The organism is Paracoccus nototheniae, assembly GCF_004335005.1.
Taxonomy (GTDB): Bacteria; Pseudomonadota; Alphaproteobacteria; order Rhodobacterales; family Rhodobacteraceae; genus Paracoccus; species Paracoccus nototheniae.
In genome coordinates this window covers 1-23,794 of sequence record NZ_RQRT01000035.1, presented here as the reverse complement: position 1 = coordinate 23,794, position 23,794 = coordinate 1, and the positions used below count along the sequence as shown (strand labels likewise).

Sequence of the window (23,794 nt, the reverse complement as noted above, 5' to 3'; positions counted from 1 at the left end):
CCGCGCGCGACGCTTGAAAAGCCCTGATCTTCACCGCCCGCGAACGAGGCAGTTCGGACGCAGTCCTGCGCCCCGTCATTGTAACGACACATTTTTGCTGGCCCCACCCGCCAAGCCTGCCTATCCTTTCAGCACGACAACCAGAAACGACAACCAACAGATGAGGGAACGATGTCACGCAAGATCGTCGTGGGCTTCGACGGCAGCGATGCCTCGAAACGCGCCCTGGACTTTGCCATCACCCGCGCGCAGGCGCAGGGGGACAATATCCTGATCGCCCATGTGCTGGAGTGGTCGCCCTACAGCTTTCTGACCGCCGCCGAGGTCGAGGAACGCCACCGCCGCCGCAAAGAGGAATTGCAGCGTGCCGAAGCCGCCATCCTGACCCCCATGGTCAAGCGCGTCGAGGATGCGGGCATCCCCTGCACCACCACGCTGCGCTATGGCCATATCGCCGAAACGCTGTGCCGCATCGCGAAAGACGAAGGCGCGGCGATGATCTTTATCGGCCGGATGGGCAATTCCGGCTTTGCCTCGCGCATCTTCGGATCGGTCGCCGCCACGCTGGCGCAGGTCGCGCCGGTGCCCGTGGTGATCGTGCCATGATCCGCGCCGCAACAGGGACAAGACATATGAACAAAGCATCACTTGCGGCGCTGGCCGCGCTGATCGCCAGCCCCGCCGCCGCGCAGGGCATCGACGAGACGATCAACCAGATCTTTGCCAGTTCGACCGGATGGTTCGTCACGCTGATCTTTTCCAACTTTCCGGGCACGACATTTCCCTGGATCGTCGGCTGGCTGGTGATCGCAGCGACCATCTTTACCATCTATTTCGGCTTCATTCAGATCCGCGCCTTTGGCCATGCCCTTGCGCTGGTGCGCGGCGATTATTCGGACCCCAATGACGCGGGCGAGGTCAGCCACTTTCAGGCGCTGACCACCGCCCTGTCGGGCACGGTGGGTCTGGGCAATATCGCGGGCGTCGCGGTGGCCATCGGCATCGGCGGCCCCGGCGCGACCTTCTGGATGATCGTGGCGGGCTTGCTGGGCATGGCCTCCAAGTTCACCGAATGCACGCTTGGCGTCAAATACCGCAATGAATATGCCGACGGCACGGTGTCGGGCGGCCCGATGTATTACATGACCAAGGGTTTTGCCGAACGCGGCCTGCCGGGCGGCAAGTTCATGGCGGTGCTGTTCTCGATCTTCTGCATTCTGGGATCCTTTGGCGGCGGAAACATGTTCCAGGCCAATCAGGCCCATGCCCAGATCACCAATGTCGTGGGCCCCTATCCCGGCTGGATCACCGGCCTTGTGATGGCGATCATCGTCTTTCTGGTCATCGTCGGCGGTCTGAAATCCATCGCCAGCGTGACCGAAAAGATCGTGCCCTTCATGGCTGCGGTCTATGTCGGCACGGCGCTGATCATCATCGGCATGAACTATGACATGATCGGGACCGCCTTCGGCCAGATCTTTGCGGGCGCCTTTACCAATGACGGCGTCGTCGGCGGGGCCATCGGCGCGCTGATCCAGGGCTTTCGCCGCGCGGCCTTTTCCAACGAGGCAGGCGTCGGATCCGCCGCCATCGCCCACAGCGCCGTCCGCACCAAAGAGCCGGTGACAGAGGGCGTGGTATCCCTGCTGGAGCCGTTCATCGACACCGTGGTGATCTGCACCATGACGGCACTGGTCATCATCATCACCGGCCAGCTGATTCAGGATCCGACCACCGGCCTGTTCCTGATCAACGAGGCAGGCGACGGCATCCAGACCGTGACCGGCAACAGTGGCGTGGCCCTGACCTCGGACGCGTTCAGCAGCGCCTTTGGCTGGTTCCGCTATATCCTTGTGCTGGCCGTGGTGCTGTTCGCCTTTTCGACGATGATCTCGTGGAGCTATTACGGCCTCAAGGCCTGGACGTTCCTGTTCGGCGAGGGTCAGACCAAGGAACTGATCTTCAAGGTCATCTTCTGCCTGTTCGTCGTCATCGGCGCCTCGGCCGGGCTGGGCCCCGTCATCGACTTTTCGGATGCGGCGATCTTTGCCATGGCGGTGGTCAACATCCTGGCGCTGTATCTGCTGATGCCGATCGTCAAGGTCGAGATGAACCGCTATCTGTCCCGCCTGAAATCCGGCGAGATCCGCAAGTTCGAATAGACCGGACGGACCCACGCGACAGGGGCGGGCGCGATGATCGCGCCCGCCCCTTTTTGCGTCTTATCGATTGGACAGGATCAGGCCCGGCGCCGGGGCAGCGGGATCAGCTGTTGCGCCGCCCCCGCGAACAGCAGCCACAGAGAGGTTACGACCAGCCCCAGTGTCGCCCAGCTTTCGGGATGGAAATCCACCAGCGCCGCCCAAACCGCAAAGACCACCCATGCCAGCGACATGGGCAGCGACACGAGCCGCCACCGCTCGGTCCGGACGGGGTGGATGAATTTGATGTTGGTGAACATCGCGATGCTCAGCGCGATGACGATCAGCAGGATGACCGTCCAATGCGGCTCGACCGCGAACAGGACCAGCACGACCATGTTCCAGCAGCCGGGAAAGCCCGCAAAGGAATTGTCGCGCGTCTTCATCCGGGTGTCGGCGAAATAGACGACGCTGGCGAACACGATGACGATGATCGCGAACCAGCCCGTCCAGCCCGACAGCAGCCCCGACTGGAACAGCGCAAAGGCGGGGATGAACACATAGGTCAGATAATCGATGATCAGGTCCATCAGCACGCCGTCATAGGCGGGCCAGTTGCGCTTGACCTCGTATCGCCGGGCCAGAGGGCCGTCGATGCCATCGACGACAAAGGCCACGACCAGCCACAGGAACATCATCGCCCAATCGGCTTGAACGGCGGCCAGCATGGCCAGCATGGCAAGGACCGCACCGGTGGCGGTCAGAAGATGGACGGCAAGGGCCTTGTGACGCAACTGCATGGCGGGTTTGTCGCAGGTTGATGACGGCTTCGCAACCGCACTTGGCCCCGTTTAGCGCAGGATCGGCGGACGATCCGGGCGGGAAGCCGGCTCTTCAGGCACGGGTGCGGACAGATCGAACAGCAGCGCACCGGGGGGCGGAGCGGTCTGGGCAAAGGTGATATCGACCCCGCCGGGCTGGGCGGGCAGAAAGGCCAGCGCCTCGGACAGGGCCTTGGCGATGGCGGGCTGGCGATCGACCGGCGCGCCCGCGATCATCACCGCATGGCCCGCGCCCTGAACCCCGACCAGCGCCGCCCCGGCCACCATCCCGCGCAGATCGGCCAGACGTTCGGCCAGCGGCGCGGCCAGCGCATCGGCCACGTCGCGGTCGGGGGCGGAGAGCTGCAGATGCGCCTCGTCCGCCTCGGGGGCAGCCTGCAGGGCGCCGGTCAGCCAGTCCAGCATGGTCGCATCCAGCAGCATCTCGGACGGGTGGCCGGGATTGACCAGCAACCCCGCACCGTCCGATTTCAACAGCCCCGCCAGAATCCGTCCCGGCAGGGCGGCATAGGCCACCGGCTTGCCAAAGAAATCGGCCAGCCGATCCTCGGCATCGCAGGCCAGCGCCGTGCGGACGCCGTCCAGATCAAAGATCTGCAGCTCGACCTCGTCATGGACCGGCTCGCGCAGCAGGGCGACGGACAGCTGGGTATCGGCCAGCCGCGACAGCATCCGCGCGCGCTGCGGCGCATCGGCATCGTGGAAGGGGACCGGGGCAAGATCGTCCAGCGCGCTCATGTCGGGGGGCCTTTCGGGGCAGGATGCGTCCTTGCGTAATGGTCGCACCCGCCCCACGCAAGCGTGATTGCCCCTGACGCGCGCGCCGCCCCATATTGGCGCCATGATGAAACGTCGCACCCTGATCCTGACCGCCGCCGCCACGCTGCCTTTGCTGGCCGCCCCCCGTCTGGCGCAAGCCAGCCTGCAGCCCCTGCTGACCCAGGCCCGGCAAATGGCACCCCTGCGCGCCATCACGCTGTGGCGCGATGATGGCGCGCAGGGGGTCGAATTGGCCGCCCAAGGCTATCACGGGTTCACCCCCGACAGCTCCACGAACATCAAGTCGGCCTCGAAATCGGTGGTCTCGGCCCTGACCGGCATCGCCATCGCGCAAGGTCTGCTGGAGGGCGCGGACCAGCCGATCGCCCCCTTGCTCAGCGGCGATCTGCCCGGCAACCCCGATCCCCGGCTGAACCGCATCACGCTTGGCAATCTGTTGTCGATGCAGGCTGGGCTGGAACGGCAGTCGGGCCAGAATTATGGCCGTTGGGTCAGCAGCCCCAACTGGGTGCGCAGCGCGCTGGCCGCGCCCTTCACGCAGGATCCGGGGACGCGGATGCAATATTCCACCGCCTCGACCCATCTGGTCGCGGCGATCCTGACCCGGGTGACGGGCAGGCCCTTGCTGGATGTGGCGGGCGACTGGCTGGGGCCGGTCCCCGGGTTCCGCATCACCGGATGGGACCGCGATCCGCAGGGCATCTATCTGGGCGGCAATCAGATGGCGATGACCACGCGATCCCTGCTGGCCTTTGGTGCCATGTATGCGCGCGGCGGACAGGCCGGCGGGCGCCAGATCGTGCCCGAGCGTTGGATCGAGGAAAGCTGGCAGTGCCGCACCGCCAGCATCTTCAGCGGGCAGGGCTATGGCTATGGCTGGTTTCTGGGCCAGATGAACGGGCGCGACGTGCGCTATGGCTGGGGCTATGGCGGGCAGATGGTCTATGTCTTTCCCGCGACGCGGCGGCTGCCCGCGATGGCCATGGCGATGACCTCAAACCCGGACCTGCCGTCGGGGCGGACCGGGCATCGCGACGATCTGCACCGGCTGGCAGCCGAGCTGGCAGCCGCAGCCTGAAAAGCGCCGTCTGACAGGCGCGGTACAAAGCGTCAGGGGATGCGGCCCGACGGTCGCATCCTCTTGTTTCAGGCGTCAATCGATCAGCTCGCCCGCCTGGAAGTTCCCCAGATTGCCCAGCAGCTGCCCGATCAGAGAGATTTCGGTCACGCTGCCTTCGGTCACGCGGCGCGACAGGGCGACGACGCGGCCCTGCTCGAGACCAAAGGTCTCGACATTGCTGACCACGCCCGAGGGCGCGAACGAGATGGCGACGACCGTACGGTCAATTTCCTGCGGAGCGGCGGCGCCCATGCGGCGCCAGCGCGATCCGACATAGTACCATCCCGACCCGGTCAGCAGCCCCTGTGCCGAGGGGCGCCCGATCAGCGCGGGAAGATCGTCGATGGTCGTCTGGCCGGGCACCACCTGCGCCAGTTCCAGCGCGGGCGGCACATAGCCGTGATTGCGATAGATGGGTGCACAGGCGGCAAGCCCGAGGACAGCCAGAAACGCCAGTGTCATCAGGGTTCTGATGGCGGTCATGGGCGGGTTCCCTCCTTGGGGCGGTTGACGCGGCCCGCCCTGCCTAGCAAACTCGGGCACCCTGCTCAAGAATATCAATCCGATGCCGGGCGGCTGCTTTCGGGCCGCCCCCCGCCCTTCTTTCATGCGCCAGACCGATCGAGGCCCCGATGACCGCTCCTGACAAGCACCCGCAGCGTTTGCGCACCGCGCATCTGAACCCCAATGCGGTGACCCCCTTTCACCTGCGCCCGGCCGAGGATGTCCGCACCGCCATGGCGGCCGAACTGGGCATCGACGCGCTGTCCAAGCTGGATTTTCAAGGCAAGCTGCGCGGCCATGGCACGGATGGTTGGCTGCTGACCGGCACGCTGACCGCCCGCGTGACCCAGCCCTGCGTGGTCACGCTGAAACCGGTGCGCACCGATATTTCCGAACCCGTGCGCATTCAGTTCACCCCCTGCCTGTCCACCCCCGAGGGCGAAGAGGTCGAGATGCAGGACGAGACGCTGGAACCTCTGGGCGCCTTCATCGACCTCAGCGCCATCATGGTCGAGGCGCTGTCGTTGGCCCTGCCGGAATATCCCCGCGCCAAGGGCGCCGCGCTGACGACCTCAGCCCCTGCGCCCGAGGCGTCCGAAGATGGCGACACCCGCCGCCCCTTTGCCGGGCTGGACAAGCTGCTGGGCGGAGGTCCGCGCGAATCCTGACAGACGCCGCCCCGGCGGCGCTGACAGAATCGGGGCTGCGGCGGACATTGCCGGGCATAAAACCGCCCCGGCCCTTGCATCCATGCCGCAACAGGGCGAAAATCATGGCATATCGGAAGGCCGCCGGGTGCAATCGGGGCCTTCGGGGCTTGCGGGCCAAGGATGGATCGCGTATCTGCGCGGTTCATTTACGAATTCAAATCCAGGGTGCATCTGCGTCGCGGCGCAGCACCCCTCCAAATCAGGTGGTGACATGGCTGTCCCTCAGAATCGCGTAACCCGGTCCAAGCGCAACATGCGCCGTGCGCATGATGCGCTGGTCGCGGGCAACCCGAACGAATGCTCGAACTGCGGCGAGCTGAAGCGTCCGCACCACGTCTGCCCGTCCTGCGGCCATTACGCGGACCGCGAAGTGATCGCGCAGGCGAAAGAGATCGACCTGGACGACGACGCGGCCTGATCCCGGCTCGCAGCGTCCCGTGATGACCGTCTCCTCCGCGAGCACACCGGCACCGCGCGTCCCCGATCAAGGGGGCAGCGTGGTGATATCGGTTGACGCCATGGGGGGTGACCGTGGCCCTTCGGTCGTGGTCGCCGGCATGGCCGAAAGCGCCGAAAAGAACCCCGAGATCCGCTTTATCGTCCATGGCGACGAAGCGCAGCTGACGGGTTTGATCGCGCGCCGCAAGGTGCTGGCCGGACGATGCGACATCCGCCATGCGGGGGGCGTCGTCACCATGCACGACAAGCCCAGCCAGATCATCCGCAAGGGCGAAGGCACGTCCATGTGGTCCGCCATCGAATCGGTCCGTCAGGCCGAGGCGCAGGTGGCCGTGTCCTGCGGCAATACCGGCGCGCTGATGGCGCTGTCGATGCTGCGCCTGCGCAAGCTGCCGGGCGTGAACCGTCCCGCCATCGCCTGCCTGTGGCCCTCGCGCGGTCCGCAGGGGTTCAACATCATGCTGGATGTGGGCGCCGATATCCGCGCTGACGCGCATGATCTGCTGCAATATGCGCTGATGGGCGCGTCCTATGCCCGCAACGGCATGGGGATCGAGCTGCCGCGCGTCGGCCTGCTGAATGTGGGCACCGAGGAACACAAGGGCCGCGCCGAGCTGCGTCAGGCCCATGAGATGATCGAACAGGCCGCCCCCGGCAGCTATACCTATGTGGGCTTTGTAGAGGGGGGCGATCTGCCCTCGGACCGCGTGGATGTGATCGTCACCGACGGCTTCACCGGCAATGTCGCCCTGAAGACCGGCGAGGGCACCGCCCGGCTGGTCGGCGATTTCCTGAAAGAGGCGTTCTCGAATTCGATCATGTCAAAATTCGCGGCACTGGTGGCGATGACCTCGTTGAAGCGGCTGCAAAAGCGCATCGACCCGCGCCGGGTGAATGGCGGCATCTTTCTGGGCCTGAACGGCACGGTCGTGAAATCGCATGGCTCGGCCGACGCGACCGGCGTGTCGGCGGCCATCAAGCTGGCCTTCACCCTGGCCAAATCCGGCTTTCAGGACCGTCTGGCCGCCCGCGTGGCGCAAGGCACGGCGGCAGCATCCGCAACCACAGGCGGAACAGGAGAGCCCTCGTGACCCGACGTTCCGTCATCCGTGGCACCGGCCATTACCTGCCCGACCGCGTCGTCGAGAACAGCTGGTTCGAGGGGCGTCTGGACACCACCGACGAATGGATCCGGTCACGCACCGGGATCGAGCGGCGCCACTTCGCCGCCGAAGGGCAGATGACCAGCGACCTGGGCCTGCGCGCCGCCCAAGCCGCGCTGCAGCGGGCCGGGATGGTGGCGGACGATATCGACGGCATCGTGCTGGCGACATCGACCCCCGATTTCACCTTTCCAGCCGTGGCGACGATGGTTCAGGCGGGTCTGGGGATGACGCGCGGCTTTGCCTATGACGTGCAGGCGGTTTGCGCGGGGTTCGTCTTTGCGCTGGCCAATGCCGATGCAATGATCCGCGCCGGACAGGCCGACCGCATTCTGGTGATCGGGGCCGAGACGTTTTCCCGTATCATGGACTGGACCGACCGGGGCACCTGCGTGCTGTTCGGCGACGGGGCCGGTGCCGTGGTGCTGGAGGCGCAAGAGGGCGCGGGCACCAGCGACGATCGCGGCATCCTGTCCAGCGATCTGAACAGCGACGGCAAGTATCGCGACCTGCTGTATGTCGATGGCGGCGTGTCCTCGACCGGGACTGCGGGACAGCTGCGCATGCAGGGCAATCTGGTCTTTCGCCATGCGGTCGAGAAGCTGGCCCGCACTGCCCATACCGCGCTGGACAAGGCCGGACTGACCGGCGCGGATGTCGACTGGCTGGTTCCGCATCAGGCCAATCTGCGCATCATCACCGCGACCGCCCAGAAGATGGGCCTGCCCCTGGACAAGGTCGTGCTGACCGTGGCCGATCACGGCAACACCTCGGCGGCATCGATCCCGCTGGCGCTGTCTGTGGCGGATGGTCAGGGGCGGTTCACCCCCGGACAGGTTCTGGTGGCCGAGGCGATCGGCGGCGGGCTGAGCTGGGGTGCGGTCGTTCTGCGCTGGTGACGGCTGCGGGCGACCTAGGGGGCGCGCTGCCCCAACCCTCGACTTCGCCGCTGAAAAGATCCATCGGACCTTTTTCCGGTGCCGCTCAGCCCCGGAATATTTTCGCCAGAATGAAAGACCGGGTTATTTGAGCAGCGCGTCCTTGCTGGCGCGGCGGTTCGGGCCGGTTGCGGGGCGTCGCGTGCGGTCGTGACCGGATTGGCAGGCCACGCACAGCTTGACGCCGGGCTGGGCCAGGCGCCGCGCTTGCGGGATCGGTTCGTCGCATTCGGCGCAATGGGTGGCGCTGTCGCCTTGGGCCGCGCGGCGGGCGGCGGTCTGGCGGGCGCGGGCGATCGCCTCGGCCGTGGAAATCTCGATCTGGTCGTTGACCGCATCGTCGCGGGCCCATCCGCCTGCCATGGCATTCTCCTGTTCCTGTCCTGACCAAGATGGGGGTGCCGCAGAGCTTTGCAATGACCGGCCCCAAGGGGGGACGGGCGCGATCCCGCCGGAATGTCGGGACAAGTGTCGGGCGGGGAACGATTTCCCGCCCTTCTCGTTGACAGGCAACAGAAATCAAATCATCCTTCCAGCAGCGAAGAGGAACCACCATGGGCGACAAGACCTTGACCCGGATGGACTTGGCAGAAGCGGTTTTCCGCGATGTCGGTCTGTCCCGCCATGAATCGGCGCAACTGGTGGAAAGTGTTCTTGACCATATTTCGGACGCGCTTGTCCGGGGCGAACAGGTCAAGATTTCATCCTTTGGCACGTTTTCGGTGCGCGACAAAAACGAACGCATCGGTCGCAATCCCAAGACCGGGGAAGAAGTCCCGATCACCCCACGTCGTGTGCTGTCCTTCCGCCCCTCGCATCTGATGAAAGATCGCGTGGCGGACGGCAACAAGCGATAAGGCCGCAACCCGGGCATGGCCAAGGGCGCAGAGGCATTCCGGTCGATCGGAGAGGTGGCCAAGCTGATCGGCGTGGCACCGCATGTCCTGCGCTATTGGGAAACCCAGTTCACCGCCCTGAAACCGATGAAGCGTCCCGATGGGCGGCGCTATTACCGCCCCGCCGATGTCGATCTGGCGGCGGGCATCTGTGCGATGCTGCGCGATGACGGGCTGACCATCCGGGGCGCGCGCAAGCTGATTGCCGATGACCGGGGCGAGGCCGTGCGCAGGCGCGGCGTCGCGCATCTGGAAGGCCGGATGGCGACCCATTCTGACGCGGGCGATCAGGACGCGATGTTCAGCCCGCCCGTGTCGGATGTCGCATCCGAGGGTTCGCCGCAGATCGTGCCGTCACAGGCCGATGCACCGCTGGCACAGGCCGATGCTGCCCCGCATACCGCCCCTGCCCCGCATCCCAGCATGGCTCCGGTCGCCCCGCTGGCGCTTTTTCCCGAAACCGGACCGGCGCCGCAGACGATCGTCTGGCTGGCCCGGCTGACCGATCTGGCGCAGCATCTGCGCCAGATCACCCCTGCCGATCCGCGCTGGTCGCGGGTCCGGCCCGCAGCGCTTCGCCTTGGACAGGCGATGTTGCGGCTTGTGTGACGGGTCATTGCGATTTGACGCAGATTTCCGCCGCCCGGCCCTTGTGCTTGTCCGCCGGATCGCACTATAGGGTGCTCGTCGGGCCGTGGCGCAGCCTGGTTAGCGCGTCCGTCTGGGGGACGGAAGGCCGAGAGTTCGAATCTCTCCGGCCCGACCATTCCGAAAACGCCCATTCCTTTGCGGGGGTGGGCGTTTCCCTTTCCCCCCATCCCTTGCAGGAGAGTTCAGGATGAACGGCGTTCTGCCCGACAGCCAGATCCGCAGCCTGATCGCGCAGGGCACGATCCGCGCCGATCTGCCCGTGACCCCCGAACAGATCCAGCCGGCCAGTCTGGACCTGCGCCTTGGCGCCACCGCCTATCGCCTGCGCGCCAGCTTTCTGGCCGGGCGGGGCCGGACCATCGCAGCGCGGCTGGACGATTTTTGCATGCATCAGATGGATCTGACGGCGGGTGCTGTGCTGGAACGGGGATGCGTCTATCTGATCCCGCTGCAGGAACGCATCGCGCTGCCCGCCGGGATGTCGGCGGTGGCGAATGCCAAATCCTCGACCGGGCGCCTGGATCTGTTGACCCGGCTGGTCACCGATGACGGCACCGAATTCGACCGCCTGCCCGAGGGGTATGACGGCCCGCTTTATGCCGAGATCTGTCCGCGCAGCTTTTCCGTTCTGGTCCGGCCCGGCATGCGGCTGAACCAGCTGCGGCTGCGGCGCGGGCAATCGGTTCTCAGCGATCCGCAGCTGGTGGCCCTGAACGAGGCGCAGCCGCTGGTCGGAGGGGCGCCTGCGCTGATCGATCAGGGTCTGGGATTTTCGGTCGATCTGCGCCCGGCCTCGGGCGATCTGGTGGGTTATCGCGCGCGCCCGCATAGCGGCGTGATCGATCTGGACCGGATCGGCGAATACCCCGCCGCCGAATTCTGGGACGAATTGCGCACAACCGAAGGGCGGCTGATTCTGGATCCCGGCGCGTTCTATATCCTCGTCAGCCGTGAATCGGTGGCGATCCCTGCCGATTATGCTGCCGAGATGGCCCCCTATCTGGCGATGGTGGGCGAATTCCGGGTCCATTATGCCGGGTTCTTCGATCCGGGTTTTGGCATCGGGGACAGCGGCGCCGGCGCACGCGGCGTGCTGGAGGTGCGCTGCCACGAGGCACCCTTTGTGCTGGAACATGGCCAGACGGTCGGGCGGCTGGTCTATGAACGCATGAGCGCCCGGCCCGAGCGGCTGTATGGCGAAGGGATCAAGTCCAACTATCAGGGGCAGGGCCTGAAACTGGCCAAGCAGTTCCGCTAAAGCGGTCCGGTCTGCCACAGGCGGACCTTCAGCCCGCCATGCGCCACGATCGGCCCCGGTGCCTGCCACGGCAGTCCGGTGGCCTTGGCCAATCCCGCCTCGCTGGTGACGATGCCGATGCGCCAGCCTCGAAAGCGGCTGCGGAACACCTCTCCCATCCGGGCATGCAGGCCGAACAGCGGGCCCTTGCCACCGATCCGCGCACCATAGGGCGGGTTGACGATGACGATGCCCGGGGCGCAATCGGGGCGCTGCAGATCGGCGATCTGGCAGGGCTGGAACTGCACCGCATCGCTGACGCCCGCGCGGGCGGCGTTGGCAAGGCTCATCCGGATGGCGCCCGGGTCGCGGTCGCTGCCGATGAATGGCCCGCTGGCCGCGCGCGGGTGGACCGCGGCCTTCAGACGCGCAAAAGCGGCCTCGTCGTAATTGGCCAGTTGCTGGAAGGCAAAGGACCGGCTGCGCCCCGGCGCCAGCCCAAGCGCCATGTCGGCGGCCTCCAGCACGAAGGTGCCGGACCCGCACATCGCGTCCAGAACCGGCTGGCTGCCGTCGAATCCCATCTGGGCCAGAAACATCGCCGCCATGGTCTCGCGCATGGGGGCCTTGGCGACGGCCTCTTTATGGCCGCGCTTGTGCAGCGATTCGCCGGTCGTATCGATGCTGAAGGTGACCAGATCATCCTCGATCCGGGCCTTGACGGTGATCTTCGCATCATCGGCCAGGGGCGCGCCCAGTTCTTCGGTGATGGCGCGCTCGATGCGCTGCGTGGCCGCACCCGCGTGATAGATCTTGGACGCGCGGCAGACCGAATCGACCTTGATCGCCAGATCGGGGCGCAACAGGTCGGCCCAGGGGAATTTGCGCGACCGCTTGTCCAACTGGGCCAGATGCATGGCGCGAAAGCCGCCGATGCGGGCCAGAACCCGGGTAGCGCCGCGCAGATGCAGGTTCGCGCGCCATACATCGGGCCAGCCGCCCCGGATGGTGACGCCGCCGGGCTGAACGACCGGAGTCCAACCCAAGGCCACGGCCTCGGCCGCCAGCGGCGCCTCAAGACCCGGAGTGGCGACCAGAAAGATGTCGAAATCGGAATTGTCCATGGCGCAGCCCTAGCGCGGGCTGCGCGACAAGGCCAGAGCCGCCGCGCGGTGGCGGGCGGCGTCAGCGCCTCAGCGGCGGGTCAGACGGCTGAGCGTGCGCATCTTCTTGGCCAGATCGGCGGTCTGGTTGGGGCGACGCTGGCCCGGCTGACCTGCGACGGGCGGCTTGCCCTTGCCCCGCGACATCTTGCCCACGCCCTTGTTGATCCCCCAGTTCATCGCCCGCCGCATGACGATCCGGGTAAACATGTTGAACAGCATATTCATATTCATCGTCGTACCTTTTCACTCGTCGTCGAACAGACCTCCGGGAACGGCGTCCGGACCCTCTGGTTCCATATCATCATCGTCACCGGTCCCCGCAAGGGGCAGGCCCAGCCCCTCGGCAGGCGGACGCGATTCCAGCAGGCCCGCCGCCCGCAATTCGGACAGACCGGGCAGATCGCGCGCAGATTCCAGCCCGAAATGATCCAGAAACGCCTCGGTCACCACAAACGTCGCGGGGCGTCCGGGGCTGAGCCTGCGGCGGCCCATGCGGACCCAGCCCATCTCGATCAGCTGGTCCAGCGTGCCGCGACTGACCGCGACGCCGCGGATCTCTTCGATCTCGGTGCGGGTGACGGGCTGATGATAGGCGATGATCGCCAGCGTCTCGATGGCGGCGCGCGACAGGCGGCGGGTCTCGACCGTCTCGGACTGCATCAGGAAGGACAGATCGGGCGCGGTACGAAAGGCATAGCCGTCGCCGATCCGCTCCAACACCACGCCGCGTCCGGCGTAAAGGCGGCGCAGCCCGGCCAGCGCCTCGGCGGGATCGCAGCCATGGGGCATCCGGGCGGCCAGATCGCGCACCGTCAGGGGCGTGGTCGCGGCGAACAGGATCGCCTCGACCATCCGTTCCTGCTGGGACAGGGGCTGCGGGACGAAATCCCGGACGGGGTCAGCGGCGGTCGTCATAAGGGCGCGTCATCGGATCGGGACCGGTAATGGATGGGGGCGAACATGCCCGCCTGCCGTATCTCCAGCCGGCCCTGTCGCGCAAGCTCCAGCGAGGCGGCAAAGGTCGCCGCCGTCGCGCTGCGCCGCCGCTTGGGGTCGGCCTGCCAGCCCTCGGGCAGAAAGACCGACAGATCAGTCCAGCCGCCGGTAAAGCCGATCAGGCGGCGCATCCGTTCCAGCGCCTGTTCCATGGTGAAGACATCGTGCCGGTCGAAAGCATAGGGGCGGAATTCGTCGCGCGTCTTCAGCCGGGCATAGGCGCGCATCAGGTCGATCAGCCCCGCCTGCCATTCAGTGCGCCGATGGCTGGCGACGACTTCGGGGGCGCCGCGCGCAAAGCGGCTTTGGCCAAGCCGGTCGCGGCCCATCAGCCGGGCGGCGACCTGGCGCATCGCAGCCAGCCGTTCCAGCTGAAAGGCCAGATGCTGGGCCATATCCTCGGCGGACGGCCCCTCGGCCTGAGGGTCGGGGGGCAGCAGCAGGCGCGATTTCAGAAAGGCCAGCCAGGCGGCCATGACCAGATAATCCGCCGCCAGTTCGATCCTCAGCGCGCGGGCCTCTTCGACAAAGGTCAGGTATTGTTCGGCCAGATCCAGCACGCGGATCTTCATCAGATCGACCTTTTGCGTGCGCGCCAGCGTCAGCAGCAAATCCAGCGGCCCCTCGTACCCGTCCACATCGACGATCAGCGCCTCGTCCGCGCGGCGCTGCGCCACGTCGGTCGCGTCGAAGCCGCCATCCGGCACCGCCGACAGCGTGGGCTGAGGCGACAGCGGGGCTGGGGGCGACAGCGGGGCTGGGTCGTCGGGTCGGGTCACCGGCTATCCTTGACTGTGATAGGTCAGAGTCCCGCCCGCAGGCCGCCCTGTCAAGCGACCAGCGCCTGCCATTCGGCCCGCAGCGCAGCGATATCGGCGGGCGCGGGTTCTGTGCGCAAGGCCAGCGCCGCATCGGCGCGGCGGATGGCGTCGGCGTTCATCGCGCCTGCCGCATGCACCACAGGCCCCATGCTGGCGATCGTCCCGTTGCAATGCAGAACCAGATCGCAGCCCGCCGCGATCGAGGCAGTGGCCCGCTCCGCCTCGGTTCCCGACAGGGCATTCATGGTGATGTCATCGGTCATCAGCAGGCCGTCGAAACCGATCCGGTCGCGGATCAGCCCGATCATCCGGGCCGAGGCCGTGGCGGGCGCATCGTCCAGCGCGGTAAAGCGGATATGCGCGGTCATGCCCATCGGCAGATCGGCCAGCGCGCGGAAGGGGGCGAAATCCAGCGCGTCCAGATCGTCCAGAGCCGCGTCCACCACCGGCAGGCCGTGATGGCTGTCGGCCTGCGCCCGGCCATGGCCGGGCATGTGCTTGACGACCGGCAGCACCCCCGCCGCCAGCAACCCATCGGCTGCCGCACGGCCCAGTTCGGCCACCCGGGCCGGATCGGTGCCCAGACAGCGGTTGCGCAGGAACGGATGGGTCGCGTCCTGCGCCACGTCCAGCGTGGGGGCGCAATCGCTGTCGATGCCCACCGCGCGCAATTCCTGTCCGATCAGGTGATAGCGCAGCCACATCGCGCGCGGTCCCGCCGCCGCCTGATCCAGCGGCGCGGGCCAGTCGGCCCAATGCGGCCCGCGCAGGCGCTGGACGCGCCCGCCTTCCTGATCGACGGTGATGACCGCGTCGCGCCCAAGCGCGGCGCGCAGATCGCCGGTCAGGCGGCGCAGCTGGTCGGGGCTGTCGACATTGCGCCCGAACAGGATAAAGCCCCAAGGGTCAGCCTCGCGAAAGAACGCGGCCTCGTCAGGGGTCAGCGTCAGGCCGGCGATGCCGCCCAGGATCGTCGCGCCATGGGCCATTGGGTCAGCCGCCAAGCGCCAGACAATCCGTTCCCGACGATTGCAGCGCCGAACAGAACTGCCGCGCCTCGGACAGCGAATCAAAGCCCGCCACGCGCAGCCGCCAGAAGGTCCGGCCATTCGACTGGTGTTCCTGAATGACCGGCGACTTGCCCGAGAACAGGCCGCCATTGCGCCCGGCCAGCCGCTGCCATTCGCCCGTGGCAATGGCGTTGCTGTCAAAGGCGCCGACCTGAACAAGGGCACCACCGGCACTGCTGGCGGCGGCGACAGGCGCAGGTTCCGGCGCGGCGGGTGCCGCGGCCAGGGTTTCGGGCCGGGCCGCAGGGGCCTCGGCCACGGCGGATTGTGCCACGGCGGGCTCGGCGGCGGCGGCGGCGGGCGCTGCGGCAACGCGGGTCACACGCGGACGCGGCGCCGGACGGGTCGAGGCGACCAGCATGCCCGGGGTGGCCTCGGCCTGAGCCAGAGCCAGCGCTTCGGTGATGGCGGTGGCCTGTGCGGGCACGCCGTTCTCATCCGTGACGACCTCGGTCACCGGACCCTCGCTGGCGGGGGCGTCGATGATCGCGGCCTCGCTGACGGCCTGATCGGCCAGCGCGCGTTCGGATGCAGCGGCGGCTTCGGCAGCGGCCAATGCGCGCGCCTCGCTGTCCGACAGCGGCACGATGGGCTCGCCCGCGAAGGTCAGCGGCGTTTCCGACGGGTTCGAGGGTTCGCGGGCCAGCGCGCCAAGGCTGCCCATCGGGACGTCATCGTCAGTCAGACCGACGGGGGCGGGGGCGATGGCGACTTCCTGTGCGGGGGCCAGCGCCTCGCCTCCGGCGACCGAATTCACGGCCAGACCGGTGTGGTTGGTCAACTGGCCGCCGGGATTTTCGGGGGTGGTGCGGGCGTCGCCCTGAATGGCGCGGATGACCGGCACACCGGACACGTCGCGCGACACCATCTGCCAGCCCCAGGCCAGCAGCCCGACCATCAGCCCGACCGAAGCGACGGCGCCGACATAATGCGTCAGCCGCGCCAGACGGGCCGAAAACCCGTCATTTTCGGCCAACCCACCGGGTTGCGTCTGCGCGCCCGACCCGTCCGGCTGGCCGTTCCAGCCCGCCTGATCGTAAGAGAATTCACGCTTCACCTTGTGACGCGAGAACACATAGCCGCCTTCGCGGAAATCCATCACTGCCATATTCGCCTGCCCGCCGGTTGTTCCGGATTACGTTTTGCCTGCTACTCACCTCTTCCGGCAGCGACGCGTTCAGTCAGCGCATTTCTTCTGCCGGAGTGACGCCGAGAATAGCGAGACCGCTTGAAATAACAACGCCAACCGCCCGGACGAGCGCAATTTTTCCCTGACTTGTGACCGTGTCACCATCCTGAATGAAGCGCAGCGAGGCGTCTTCATTGCCACGATTCCACAGCGAATGCAGGTCGGATGCCAGTTCATACAGGAAGAAGGCGATGCGATGCGGCTCGTGCGCGCGTGCCGCATGTTCGACCAGACGCGGCCACCCGGCGACCTTGCGGGCCAGTTCCAGTTCCGCCGGATGCGCCAGAACGGACAAATCGGCAGAGGCCAGCGTCGAATCGCCGACATCCATCCCGGCCTCGGTCGCGCGGCGCAGAACCGAATTCACCCGGGCATTGGCGTATTGCACATACCAGACGGGATTGTCCTTGGACTGTTCCAGCACGCGGGCAAAGTCGAAATCCAGCGCTGCGTCGTTCTTGCGCGTCAGCATGATGAAACGGGTGACATCGGCCCCGGCCTCTTCCACCACATCCCGCAGGGTGACGAAGGTGCCCGCGCGTTTGGACATCTTGAACGGCTCGCCGTTCTTGTACAGCTTCACCAACTGGATCAGCTTGACGTCCAGCGGCACGCGACCGTTGGACAGCGCCTTAACGGCGGCGTTCATCCGCTTGACGTAGCCGCCGTGATCGGCGCCGAACACGTCGATCAGCTGATCGAAGCCCCGGTCGATCTTGTCCCAATGGTACGCGATGTCGGGAGCGAAATAGGTCCACGCCCCGTCCGATTTCTGGATCGGGCGGTCCACATCATCGCCATGCGCGGATGACCGGAACAGCAGCTGTTCGCGCGCTTCCCAATCCTCGGGGAGCTTGCCCTTGGGGGGCTCCAGCGTGCCGCGATAGATCAGGCCCATCGCGTCCAGCCGGGCGATCGCGGATTCGATCCGGCCGGTACCATACAGCGCCTTCTCGCTGGAATAGACATCCATCTGCACGCCCAGAATGGCCAGATCGCCGCGGATCTGTTCCATCATCTGTTCGGTGGCGAAATCGCGGATGTCTTCCAGCCAGTCGGCCTCGGGGCGGTCCAGCAGGCTGTCGCCGTATTTTTCCTTCAGCGCCTCGCCCACCGGGATCAGGTAATCGCCGGGATACAGCCCCTCGCGGATTTCCGGCTCCAGCCCGTTCGCCTCGCGGTAACGCTCATAGGCGGACCGGGCCAGCACATCGACCTGCGCGCCGCCGTCGTTGATGTAATATTCGCGAGTCACGTCATGGCCGGAAAAGGCCAGCAGCCGCGCCAGCGCATCGCCGAAGACCGCGCCGCGCACATGGCCCACATGCATCGGCCCGGTCGGGTTGGCGCTGACGAATTCCACGTTGACCTTGGACCCCGCGCCCATGTCGGACCGACCGAAATCCGGTCCCGCCTGCAGCGCGGCGGTGATCACGCCCTGCCAGACGACCGGCGACAGGCGCAGGTTCAGAAAGCCCGGCCCCGCGACGTCGGCCTTGGCGATGCGCGGATCGGTCAGGCGGGCGACCAGAGCGTCGGCGATCGCGCGCGGCTTCAGGCCGGCGGGCTTGGCCAGCACCATCGCGGCATTGGTGGCCATGTCGCCATGCGCCGGATCGCGCGGCGGCTCGACCGTGACATTGCCATAATCGAGGCCCGCAGGCAGTTCGCCCGCCGCCACCATCTGGTCCAGCGCCGCGACGACGACCGAGCGGAGATCCGTGAAAAGGTTCATCATGAGCTTCCTGATTGACCCAAAGGGGTTAACGCCCAAGGTCGGTCAAGGTCAACACATAGCCCCCGCCCGCGGTCCGATTCCCGCCTGTGGGGCCGCTTTCGGGCAGGGTTGGGCCAGCCCGGAGGCGACCGGGGTCGTCGGACCGGCGCCTTGGCGTCGCGGATGGCGCGACAAGGTCCGCGCGGGGGTGGCGGGTTCGGCACCGGCGCGATCGGGCCCCTTCCAGCAAAAGATTGACGCGGCACGCCAATTGGTCTAGGCGGTGCGGGCCTGCATCCGGCAGACATCAAGGCGGGGCGTCCGTGACTGCGTCCCAACTTTGCCGCTTTGGCGCCCCGACAGGCGCGCGGCATGGAACGCAACGTGCCCGTGACGGGCGCGGCTTAATGGAAAGCCCCGAATGACCAAATTCTCCGATCTGAAGCTTGACCCCAAGGTGCTGCAGGCCGTGCTCGAGGCCGGCTATGAAACACCGACGCCGATCCAGATGGGCGCCATCCCGCCCGCGCTGGAAGGCCGCGACGTCCTTGGGATCGCGCAGACCGGAACCGGCAAGACGGCGGGCTTCGTGCTGCCGATGATCACGCTTCTGGGTCGCGGACGGGCGCGCGCGCGCATGCCGCGCAGCCTGGTTCTGTGCCCGACGCGCGAACTGGCCGCCCAAGTGGCCGAGAATTTCGACACCTATTCCAAATATACCCGCCTGAACAAGGCGCTGCTGATCGGCGGCGTCAGCTTTGGCGAACAGGACAAGCTGATCGACCGGGGCGTCGACGTGCTGATCGCGACGCCGGGCCGTCTGCTGGATCATGTCGAACGCGGCAAGCTGCTGCTGACCGGCGTGCAGATCATGGTCGTGGACGAGGCCGACCGCATGCTGGACATGGGCTTTATCCCCGATATCGAACGCATCTTCCAGCTGACGCCCTTTACCCGCCAGACACTGTTCTTCAGCGCCACCATGGCGCCGGAAATCGAGCGGATCACCAACACCTTCCTGCATTCGCCCGAACGGGTCGAGGTCGCGCGTCAGGCCACCGCCAGTGAAACCATCACACAGCGTCTGGTCGAGATGGCGCCCGCGCGCCGCGACGTGGCCGCCCGCCAGAAACGCGATCTGCTGCGCGCCCTGATCGATGCCGAGGGCGATCTGCTGACCAACGCGATCATCTTCTGCAACCGCAAGACCGATGTGGATATCGTCTCCAAGTCGCTGGTCAAATACGGCTATGACGCGGCCCCCATCCATGGCGATCTGGATCAAAGCCAGCGCACCCGCACGCTGGAATCCTTCCGCGACGGCAAGCTGCGGCTGCTGGTCGCGTCGGATGTGGCGGCACGCGGGCTGGATATTCCGGCGGTCAGCCATGTCTTCAACTTCGACATGCCCAGCCATGCCGAAGATTACGTCCACCGCATCGGCCGCACGGGCCGTGCCGGGCGCCTTGGCACCGCCGTCAGCATCTCGACCCCATCGGACGAGAAATATCTGGCCGCCATCGAACAGCTGGTCAAGCAGACCCTGCCCCGTGTGTCGATGCCCGAAGGCTATGCCGTGTCGGATGCGCCCTCGGCGGATGACACCGCAGCGCCCAAGGGCCGCGAAGGCCGGGGCCGCGGGGATCGCAAGTCCGATGACCGCAAAACGGACGACCGCGCCGGCGAGGATCGCAAGGGCGGTTCGCGCGAACGCAGCCGTCGTCGCCGCGACGCCGAGCCGCAATCCATGACCCCCATCGCCCCCGTGGCCGAGGCGCTGCCCGAGGCCCGCGCAGCCATCCACGCCGAGGCCCCCCAAGAGGTTCACGAGATCCGTACCGAAGCCCCCCAGGCCGAAACCCGCGCCGACGCCCTGCCCAACGCCCGTCACGAACCGCGCCCGGAACCGAGGGCCGAACAGCCACGCCGCGAAGAGGCCCGCCGGGACGAACCCCGTCGCGAAGAACCCCGCCGTGATGAAGCCCGTCGTGAAGAGCCGCGCCGCGATGACCGCCGGGGCGAACGCCGCGACGGACGCCGGGGCCGCGATCAGGATGGCCGCAGCAACGAAGGCCGCAATCACGAAGGCCGGGGACATCAGGTGATGGGCATGGGCGATCACGTCCCGCCCTTCATGCTGGTCGAATTGCGCAGCATCGGCCTGTCCGATGATGTCGCCCCCAAGGCCGCGCCGGATGCTGCCGCCCCCGCCGCAGCCGAGCCGACCCCGGTTTCCGAAGCCAAACCCGCCCGCCGCAGCCGCGGTCGGGGCCGTGGCAAGGCGCAGGCCGATCCCGAGGCGCAGCCCACCGCCCTGACCGATGGTCCGGCTCAGGACACCCCCGCACCCGACGCTGCGGTGGCCGAGACCCCTGCCGCCAACACCGCCGTGGCCGAGGCTCCTGCCGAACCCGTGGCAGAGGCCGCTCCGGCCAAGCCCAAGCGCAGCCGCAGCCGCAAGACCCCCACAGCCGAGGCAGAGGCCGCGCCGGTTGCTGAAGCCGAGGCACCCGCCGACAAACCCAAGCGCACCCGCCGCAAGGCCGCATCCGCCGACGCGGCCCCCGCCCCGGATGCCGGGACCGAGGCGCCCAAGCCCGCACGCCGCCGCCGCAAGGCCGCCGACGCCGAGGCCACCCCCGAGGCGGCCTCTGCCGACGCCGCCCCTGGGGACAAGCCCAAGCGGACCCGCCGCAAAAAGGCCGACGCCGCCGTCGACGAACCCAAGGGTGCTGACGCCGGGGCGTGATGCGCAAGGCTTTGCGACCTCCGATTCTGACGCGCAGGGGCCGACCGCCCCTGCGCCGTCTGTTTCCAGACCTGATCCTTGGCCTGATCGCCGCCCTTGGCCTGGCGCCCTTCGGCCTTTGGGCCGCGACCCCGCTGGCGCTTGGTGTCCTGATCTGGCGGCTGGCCCGCGCCCGCCCGGCGGCGGTCTTCTGGCACAGCCTTGCGGCGGGCTTCGGCTGGTTCGCCCTGTCGCTGTCATGGATCGTAGAGCCGTTCCTTGTCGACATTGCCCGCCACGGCTGGATGGCACCCTTTGCGCTGATCCTGATGGCGCTTGGCGGCGCGTTTTTCTGGGCGCTGCCCGCATGGATGGCCGCCCGGCTGGCGCAGGGCTGGCGACGCCAGGCGGCAGCGATCGCGGCTGCGCTGATCCTGTCGGACTGGCTGCGCGGCTGGATCTTCACCGGCTTTCCCTGGGCGCAGATCGGCCATGGCTGGATCGGCACCCCGGTGGCCCAGACCGCCGCCCTGACGGGCGCGCTTGGCCTAGGCAGCCTGACCATGGCAATGGCCACCCTGCCCACCCTGCTGTGGCGCCCGTCGCCTGTGGGCCAGCCCCCCCGCCTTCCCGCCCTGCTGCCCGGCATCGCCGTCGCACTGGCGCTCCTGTCGGCAGCTTGGGCGGGCGGGCTGGCCCGCCTTGCAGCGCCGATGCCCGCCGATACCGATCTGACCCTGCGCGTGGTCCAGCCCAACGCCGCCCAGCACCTGAAATGGGATCCCGACTGGTCCGCCGTCTTCTTCCAGCGGCTGCTGGATCTCTCGGCCGAGCCGGGACCGCGCGATCTGGTCATCTGGCCCGAAACGGCGGTGAATTTCCTTCTGGAAGACGCCGGCCCCGTCCTGCCCCGGATATCACAGGCCGCAGGCGCCCCCCTGATCATGGGCATCCAGCGGCGCGAGGGCAGCCGCTTCTTCAACAGCCTTGCCAGCATCGCACCGGGCGGGCAGGTCACCGACATCTATGACAAATTCCATCTGGTCCCGTTCGGCGAATATATCCCCTGGGGCGATGCGCTGGAACGGATCGGCATCACCGCCTTTGCCGCCCGTCAGGGCAACGGCTATTCCGCCGGGCCGGGACCGGCGATCCTGTCCGTCCCCGGCATCCCCGATTTTCAGCCGCTGATCTGCTACGAAGCGATCTTTCCCCAGCACCTGCGCCATCTCGACCAGCGCCCCGACTGGCTGCTACAGGCCACCAATGACGCATGGTTCGGCGCGATCTCGGGCCCCTATCAGCATCTGGATCAGGCCCGCCTGCGCGCGATCGAAACCGGCCTGCCGCTGGTCCGCGCCGCCAATACCGGCGTCAGCGCCGTGATCGACGCAAGGGGCAGCCTCCGCGCCTCCCTGCCGCTGAACGAGGCGGGCCGCATCGACGCCCCCCTGCCCGGCGCCTTGCCCCCGACCCCATGGCTGCGGACGGGCAATGCCCCGATCCTGATCCTGCTGGCCCTGATCCTGACCGCCACCGCATGGCCCTGCCGCCGCAAAAACGGCTGAGACCCCTTTCATCTTGGCGCAAATATCCGCGGGGGGCCGCCGCAGGCGGCGGGGGCGGCAGCCCCCTGCCACGCGCGCCACCAGACGCCCAGCCCTTCTGCAAGTCGCCCTGCTTGGTCAGTCGCGGATAAACCGGCTGTCCTTGATCTGATCCCAAGCCCAGACCACCTCGGACAGGCGATCCTCGTCGGAGCGGTCGCCGCCATTCATGTCGGGATGCAGATCCTTGACCAGCGACTTGTACTGCTTGCGGATCTCGGTGCGGGTCCAGTGATCCTTGGCCTCGAGGATGTCCAGCGCGCGACGCTCGGTGGGGGGCAGCTTGCGGGCGCTGGACTGCGCGCGCGATTCCGGGGCGGTGCCATTGGCGCCCAGAATCTCCAGCGGGTCGCTGACGCCGTGACGGGCCCATTTATCCTCGGCAGCGGCACGACCGAAGGGCTTGGTGGGACGTTCCCACACGGTGGCATTGTCGATGAACTGCTGGAACTCTTCCTCGGACTGGCCCTGAAAATAATTCCAGTTGGCGTTGTAATCGCGGACATGCTCTTTGCAGAACCAGAAGTAATCGTCCAGATTGCGGGGATTCTTGGGGGCGCGGTACTGGCCGGGCTCGTTGCAGCCCTCTCGCTCGCAGATGCGGGTCGAGGTTTCGAACGCCCCCGACATGCCACGCCGCCCCTTGGTCTTGCGCTTCTTGTCCTTGGCGGCGGATATATCGAAACCAAACGGGTCGTTCTTGCTCATTGTCGGGCACCTTTGCGACTCGGAGGCGGCAGTCTAGGCTATTTGGCGCCACATGAAAGGCCTTGACGAAAGGATATGCGGATGATCGCGGACAAGATGACCACGCGCCTTGGGGCGCTGACCCCCACCCGGCTGGAGGTGGTTGACGAAAGCGAGGGCCATCGCGGCCATGCGGGCTTTCGCGAGGGTGGCGAAAGCCATTTCCGCATCCGCATCGCCAGTCCGGCCTTTGCGGGCCTGTCGCGGATCGAACGGCACCGGCTGGTCCACCGCATCCTGGGCGACATCGTGCCGCAGATCCACGCATTGGCCCTGGAGCTGTCCGAAAGCTGACCCGTTAGCGCCCCCACC

General features: G+C 67.1%; 24 protein-coding genes, 1 tRNA gene and 1 pseudogene. 14 read left to right on the top strand and 12 right to left on the bottom strand.

Going from position 1 to position 23,794, the window contains the following annotated elements; genetic code table 11:
- Positions 1 to 171: 171 nt before the first annotated feature.
- Both EG885_RS13285 and EG885_RS13280 read left to right on the top strand, forming a co-directional pair.
- Complete coding sequence (locus tag EG885_RS13285) at positions 172 to 606, top strand: universal stress protein (protein WP_131575343.1); 435 nt, start codon at positions 172 to 174, stop codon at positions 604 to 606.
- Positions 607 to 632: 26 nt separating this feature from the next.
- Positions 633 to 2,162 (top strand): alanine/glycine:cation symporter family protein, encoded by a 1,530-nt coding sequence (locus EG885_RS13280; protein ID WP_131575341.1) that lies wholly within the window; start codon positions 633 to 635, stop codon positions 2,160 to 2,162.
- Between the two features lie 77 nt (positions 2,163 to 2,239).
- On the opposite strand, the gene EG885_RS13275 is transcribed toward EG885_RS13280, so the two are convergent.
- Positions 2,240 to 2,941, bottom strand: coding sequence for a CDP-alcohol phosphatidyltransferase family protein (locus EG885_RS13275; protein ID WP_131575339.1), 702 nt, complete (start codon positions 2,939 to 2,941; stop codon positions 2,240 to 2,242).
- A gap of 51 nt (positions 2,942 to 2,992) precedes the next feature.
- Positions 2,993 to 3,721 carry an SseB family protein gene (locus tag EG885_RS13270; RefSeq protein ID WP_131575337.1) on the bottom strand — a complete coding sequence of 243 codons (729 nt, stop codon included), beginning with the start codon at positions 3,719 to 3,721 and terminating at the stop codon, positions 2,993 to 2,995.
- 106 nt (positions 3,722 to 3,827) lie between these two features.
- Between EG885_RS13270 and EG885_RS13265 the strand changes: the two genes are divergently transcribed.
- The gene (locus EG885_RS13265) at positions 3,828 to 4,841 is read left to right on the top strand and encodes a serine hydrolase domain-containing protein (protein WP_131575376.1); all 1,014 of its coding nucleotides are present in this window, start codon (positions 3,828 to 3,830) and stop codon (positions 4,839 to 4,841) included.
- Positions 4,842 to 4,916: 75 nt separating this feature from the next.
- Here the strand turns inward: EG885_RS13265 and EG885_RS13260 are convergent, their stop codons facing one another.
- The gene (locus EG885_RS13260) at positions 4,917 to 5,366 is read right to left on the bottom strand and encodes an outer membrane protein assembly factor BamE (RefSeq protein WP_131575335.1); all 450 of its coding nucleotides are present in this window, start codon (positions 5,364 to 5,366) and stop codon (positions 4,917 to 4,919) included.
- A 149-nt stretch (positions 5,367 to 5,515) separates the two neighbouring features.
- On the opposite strand from EG885_RS13260, the gene EG885_RS13255 reads away from it, so the two are divergent.
- From EG885_RS13255 to EG885_RS13240, 4 genes are all read left to right on the top strand, one after another.
- The gene (locus tag EG885_RS13255; protein WP_131575333.1) at positions 5,516 to 6,055 is read left to right on the top strand and encodes a YceD family protein; all 540 of its coding nucleotides are present in this window, start codon (positions 5,516 to 5,518) and stop codon (positions 6,053 to 6,055) included.
- Between the two features lie 253 nt (positions 6,056 to 6,308).
- Entirely contained in the window at positions 6,309 to 6,515 is a 207-nt protein-coding gene (rpmF, locus tag EG885_RS13250; protein ID WP_131575331.1) for a 50S ribosomal protein L32, read from the top strand.
- A gap of 22 nt (positions 6,516 to 6,537) precedes the next feature.
- On the top strand, positions 6,538 to 7,647 hold the full coding sequence (gene plsX / locus EG885_RS13245) for a phosphate acyltransferase PlsX (RefSeq protein WP_131575329.1): 1,110 nt from the start codon (positions 6,538 to 6,540) through the stop codon (positions 7,645 to 7,647).
- Positions 7,644 to 8,618 carry a beta-ketoacyl-ACP synthase III gene (locus EG885_RS13240; protein ID WP_131575327.1) on the top strand — a complete coding sequence of 325 codons (975 nt, stop codon included), beginning with the start codon at positions 7,644 to 7,646 and terminating at the stop codon, positions 8,616 to 8,618. Before plsX ends, EG885_RS13240 begins: the two co-directional genes overlap by 4 nt.
- 123 nt (positions 8,619 to 8,741) lie before the next feature.
- Here EG885_RS13240 and EG885_RS13235 read toward each other — a convergent pair whose 3' ends face one another.
- A complete protein-coding gene (locus EG885_RS13235; RefSeq protein ID WP_131575325.1) occupies positions 8,742 to 9,020 on the bottom strand; it encodes a DksA/TraR family C4-type zinc finger protein in 279 nt (92 codons plus the stop codon).
- A 191-nt stretch (positions 9,021 to 9,211) separates the two neighbouring features.
- On the opposite strand from EG885_RS13235, the gene ihfA reads away from it, so the two are divergent.
- The 4 genes from ihfA (at position 9,212) to EG885_RS13215 (ending at position 11,462) form a co-directional block, all read left to right on the top strand.
- Entirely contained in the window at positions 9,212 to 9,514 is a 303-nt protein-coding gene (gene ihfA / locus EG885_RS13230; RefSeq protein ID WP_131575323.1) for an integration host factor subunit alpha, read from the top strand.
- Positions 9,515 to 9,529: 15 nt separating this feature from the next.
- On the top strand, positions 9,530 to 10,162 hold the full coding sequence (locus tag EG885_RS13225) for a MerR family transcriptional regulator (protein WP_131575321.1): 633 nt from the start codon (positions 9,530 to 9,532) through the stop codon (positions 10,160 to 10,162).
- A 79-nt stretch (positions 10,163 to 10,241) separates the two neighbouring features.
- Positions 10,242 to 10,319: transfer RNA gene (locus tag EG885_RS13220), tRNA-Pro, on the top strand.
- Between the two features lie 72 nt (positions 10,320 to 10,391).
- Positions 10,392 to 11,462, top strand: coding sequence for a 2'-deoxycytidine 5'-triphosphate deaminase (locus tag EG885_RS13215; protein ID WP_131575319.1), 1,071 nt, complete (start codon positions 10,392 to 10,394; stop codon positions 11,460 to 11,462).
- Here the strand turns inward: EG885_RS13215 and EG885_RS13210 are convergent.
- The 7 genes from EG885_RS13210 to argS form a co-directional block, all read right to left on the bottom strand.
- On the bottom strand, positions 11,459 to 12,565 hold the full coding sequence (locus tag EG885_RS13210; protein ID WP_131575317.1) for a THUMP domain-containing class I SAM-dependent RNA methyltransferase: 1,107 nt from the start codon (positions 12,563 to 12,565) through the stop codon (positions 11,459 to 11,461). The two genes, EG885_RS13215 and EG885_RS13210, sit on opposite strands and share 4 nt — an antisense overlap.
- A 69-nt stretch (positions 12,566 to 12,634) precedes the next feature.
- Positions 12,635 to 12,838 carry a hypothetical protein gene (locus EG885_RS13205; protein ID WP_131575315.1) on the bottom strand — a complete coding sequence of 68 codons (204 nt, stop codon included), beginning with the start codon at positions 12,836 to 12,838 and terminating at the stop codon, positions 12,635 to 12,637.
- A 12-nt stretch (positions 12,839 to 12,850) separates the two neighbouring features.
- Entirely contained in the window at positions 12,851 to 13,522 is a 672-nt protein-coding gene (scpB, locus tag EG885_RS13200) for an SMC-Scp complex subunit ScpB (protein ID WP_131575312.1), read from the bottom strand.
- Entirely contained in the window at positions 13,519 to 14,337 is an 819-nt protein-coding gene (locus EG885_RS13195) for a segregation and condensation protein A (protein ID WP_379106280.1), read from the bottom strand. Before EG885_RS13195 ends, scpB begins: the two co-directional genes overlap by 4 nt.
- A gap of 95 nt (positions 14,338 to 14,432) precedes the next feature.
- Entirely contained in the window at positions 14,433 to 15,413 is a 981-nt protein-coding gene (locus EG885_RS13190; protein WP_131575372.1) for a glycoside hydrolase family 3 N-terminal domain-containing protein, read from the bottom strand.
- Between the two features lie 4 nt (positions 15,414 to 15,417).
- Entirely contained in the window at positions 15,418 to 16,602 is a 1,185-nt protein-coding gene (locus EG885_RS13185; RefSeq protein ID WP_131575310.1) for an SPOR domain-containing protein, read from the bottom strand.
- 73 nt (positions 16,603 to 16,675) lie between these two features.
- Positions 16,676 to 18,418: an arginine--tRNA ligase gene (gene argS / locus EG885_RS13180; protein ID WP_131575370.1), complete on the bottom strand. Its 1,743-nt coding sequence runs from the start codon at positions 18,416 to 18,418 to the stop codon at positions 16,676 to 16,678.
- 403 nt (positions 18,419 to 18,821) lie between these two features.
- Between argS and EG885_RS13175 the strand changes: the two are divergent.
- A pseudogene (locus EG885_RS13175) lies at positions 18,822 to 20,363 on the top strand (DEAD/DEAH box helicase); the annotation flags it as partial.
- Between the two features lie 797 nt (positions 20,364 to 21,160).
- The gene (lnt, locus tag EG885_RS13170) at positions 21,161 to 22,696 is read left to right on the top strand and encodes an apolipoprotein N-acyltransferase (protein WP_341352762.1); all 1,536 of its coding nucleotides are present in this window, start codon (positions 21,161 to 21,163) and stop codon (positions 22,694 to 22,696) included.
- Positions 22,697 to 22,813: 117 nt separating this feature from the next.
- On the opposite strand, the gene EG885_RS13165 is transcribed toward lnt, so the two are convergent.
- Positions 22,814 to 23,443, bottom strand: a complete 630-nt coding sequence (locus tag EG885_RS13165) for a J domain-containing protein (RefSeq protein ID WP_131575304.1) — start codon at positions 23,441 to 23,443, stop codon at positions 22,814 to 22,816.
- 81 nt (positions 23,444 to 23,524) lie between these two features.
- On the opposite strand from EG885_RS13165, the gene EG885_RS13160 reads away from it, so the two are divergent.
- Positions 23,525 to 23,776, top strand: a complete 252-nt coding sequence (locus EG885_RS13160) for a BolA family protein (protein ID WP_131575302.1) — start codon at positions 23,525 to 23,527, stop codon at positions 23,774 to 23,776.
- Positions 23,777 to 23,794 lie beyond the last annotated feature (18 nt).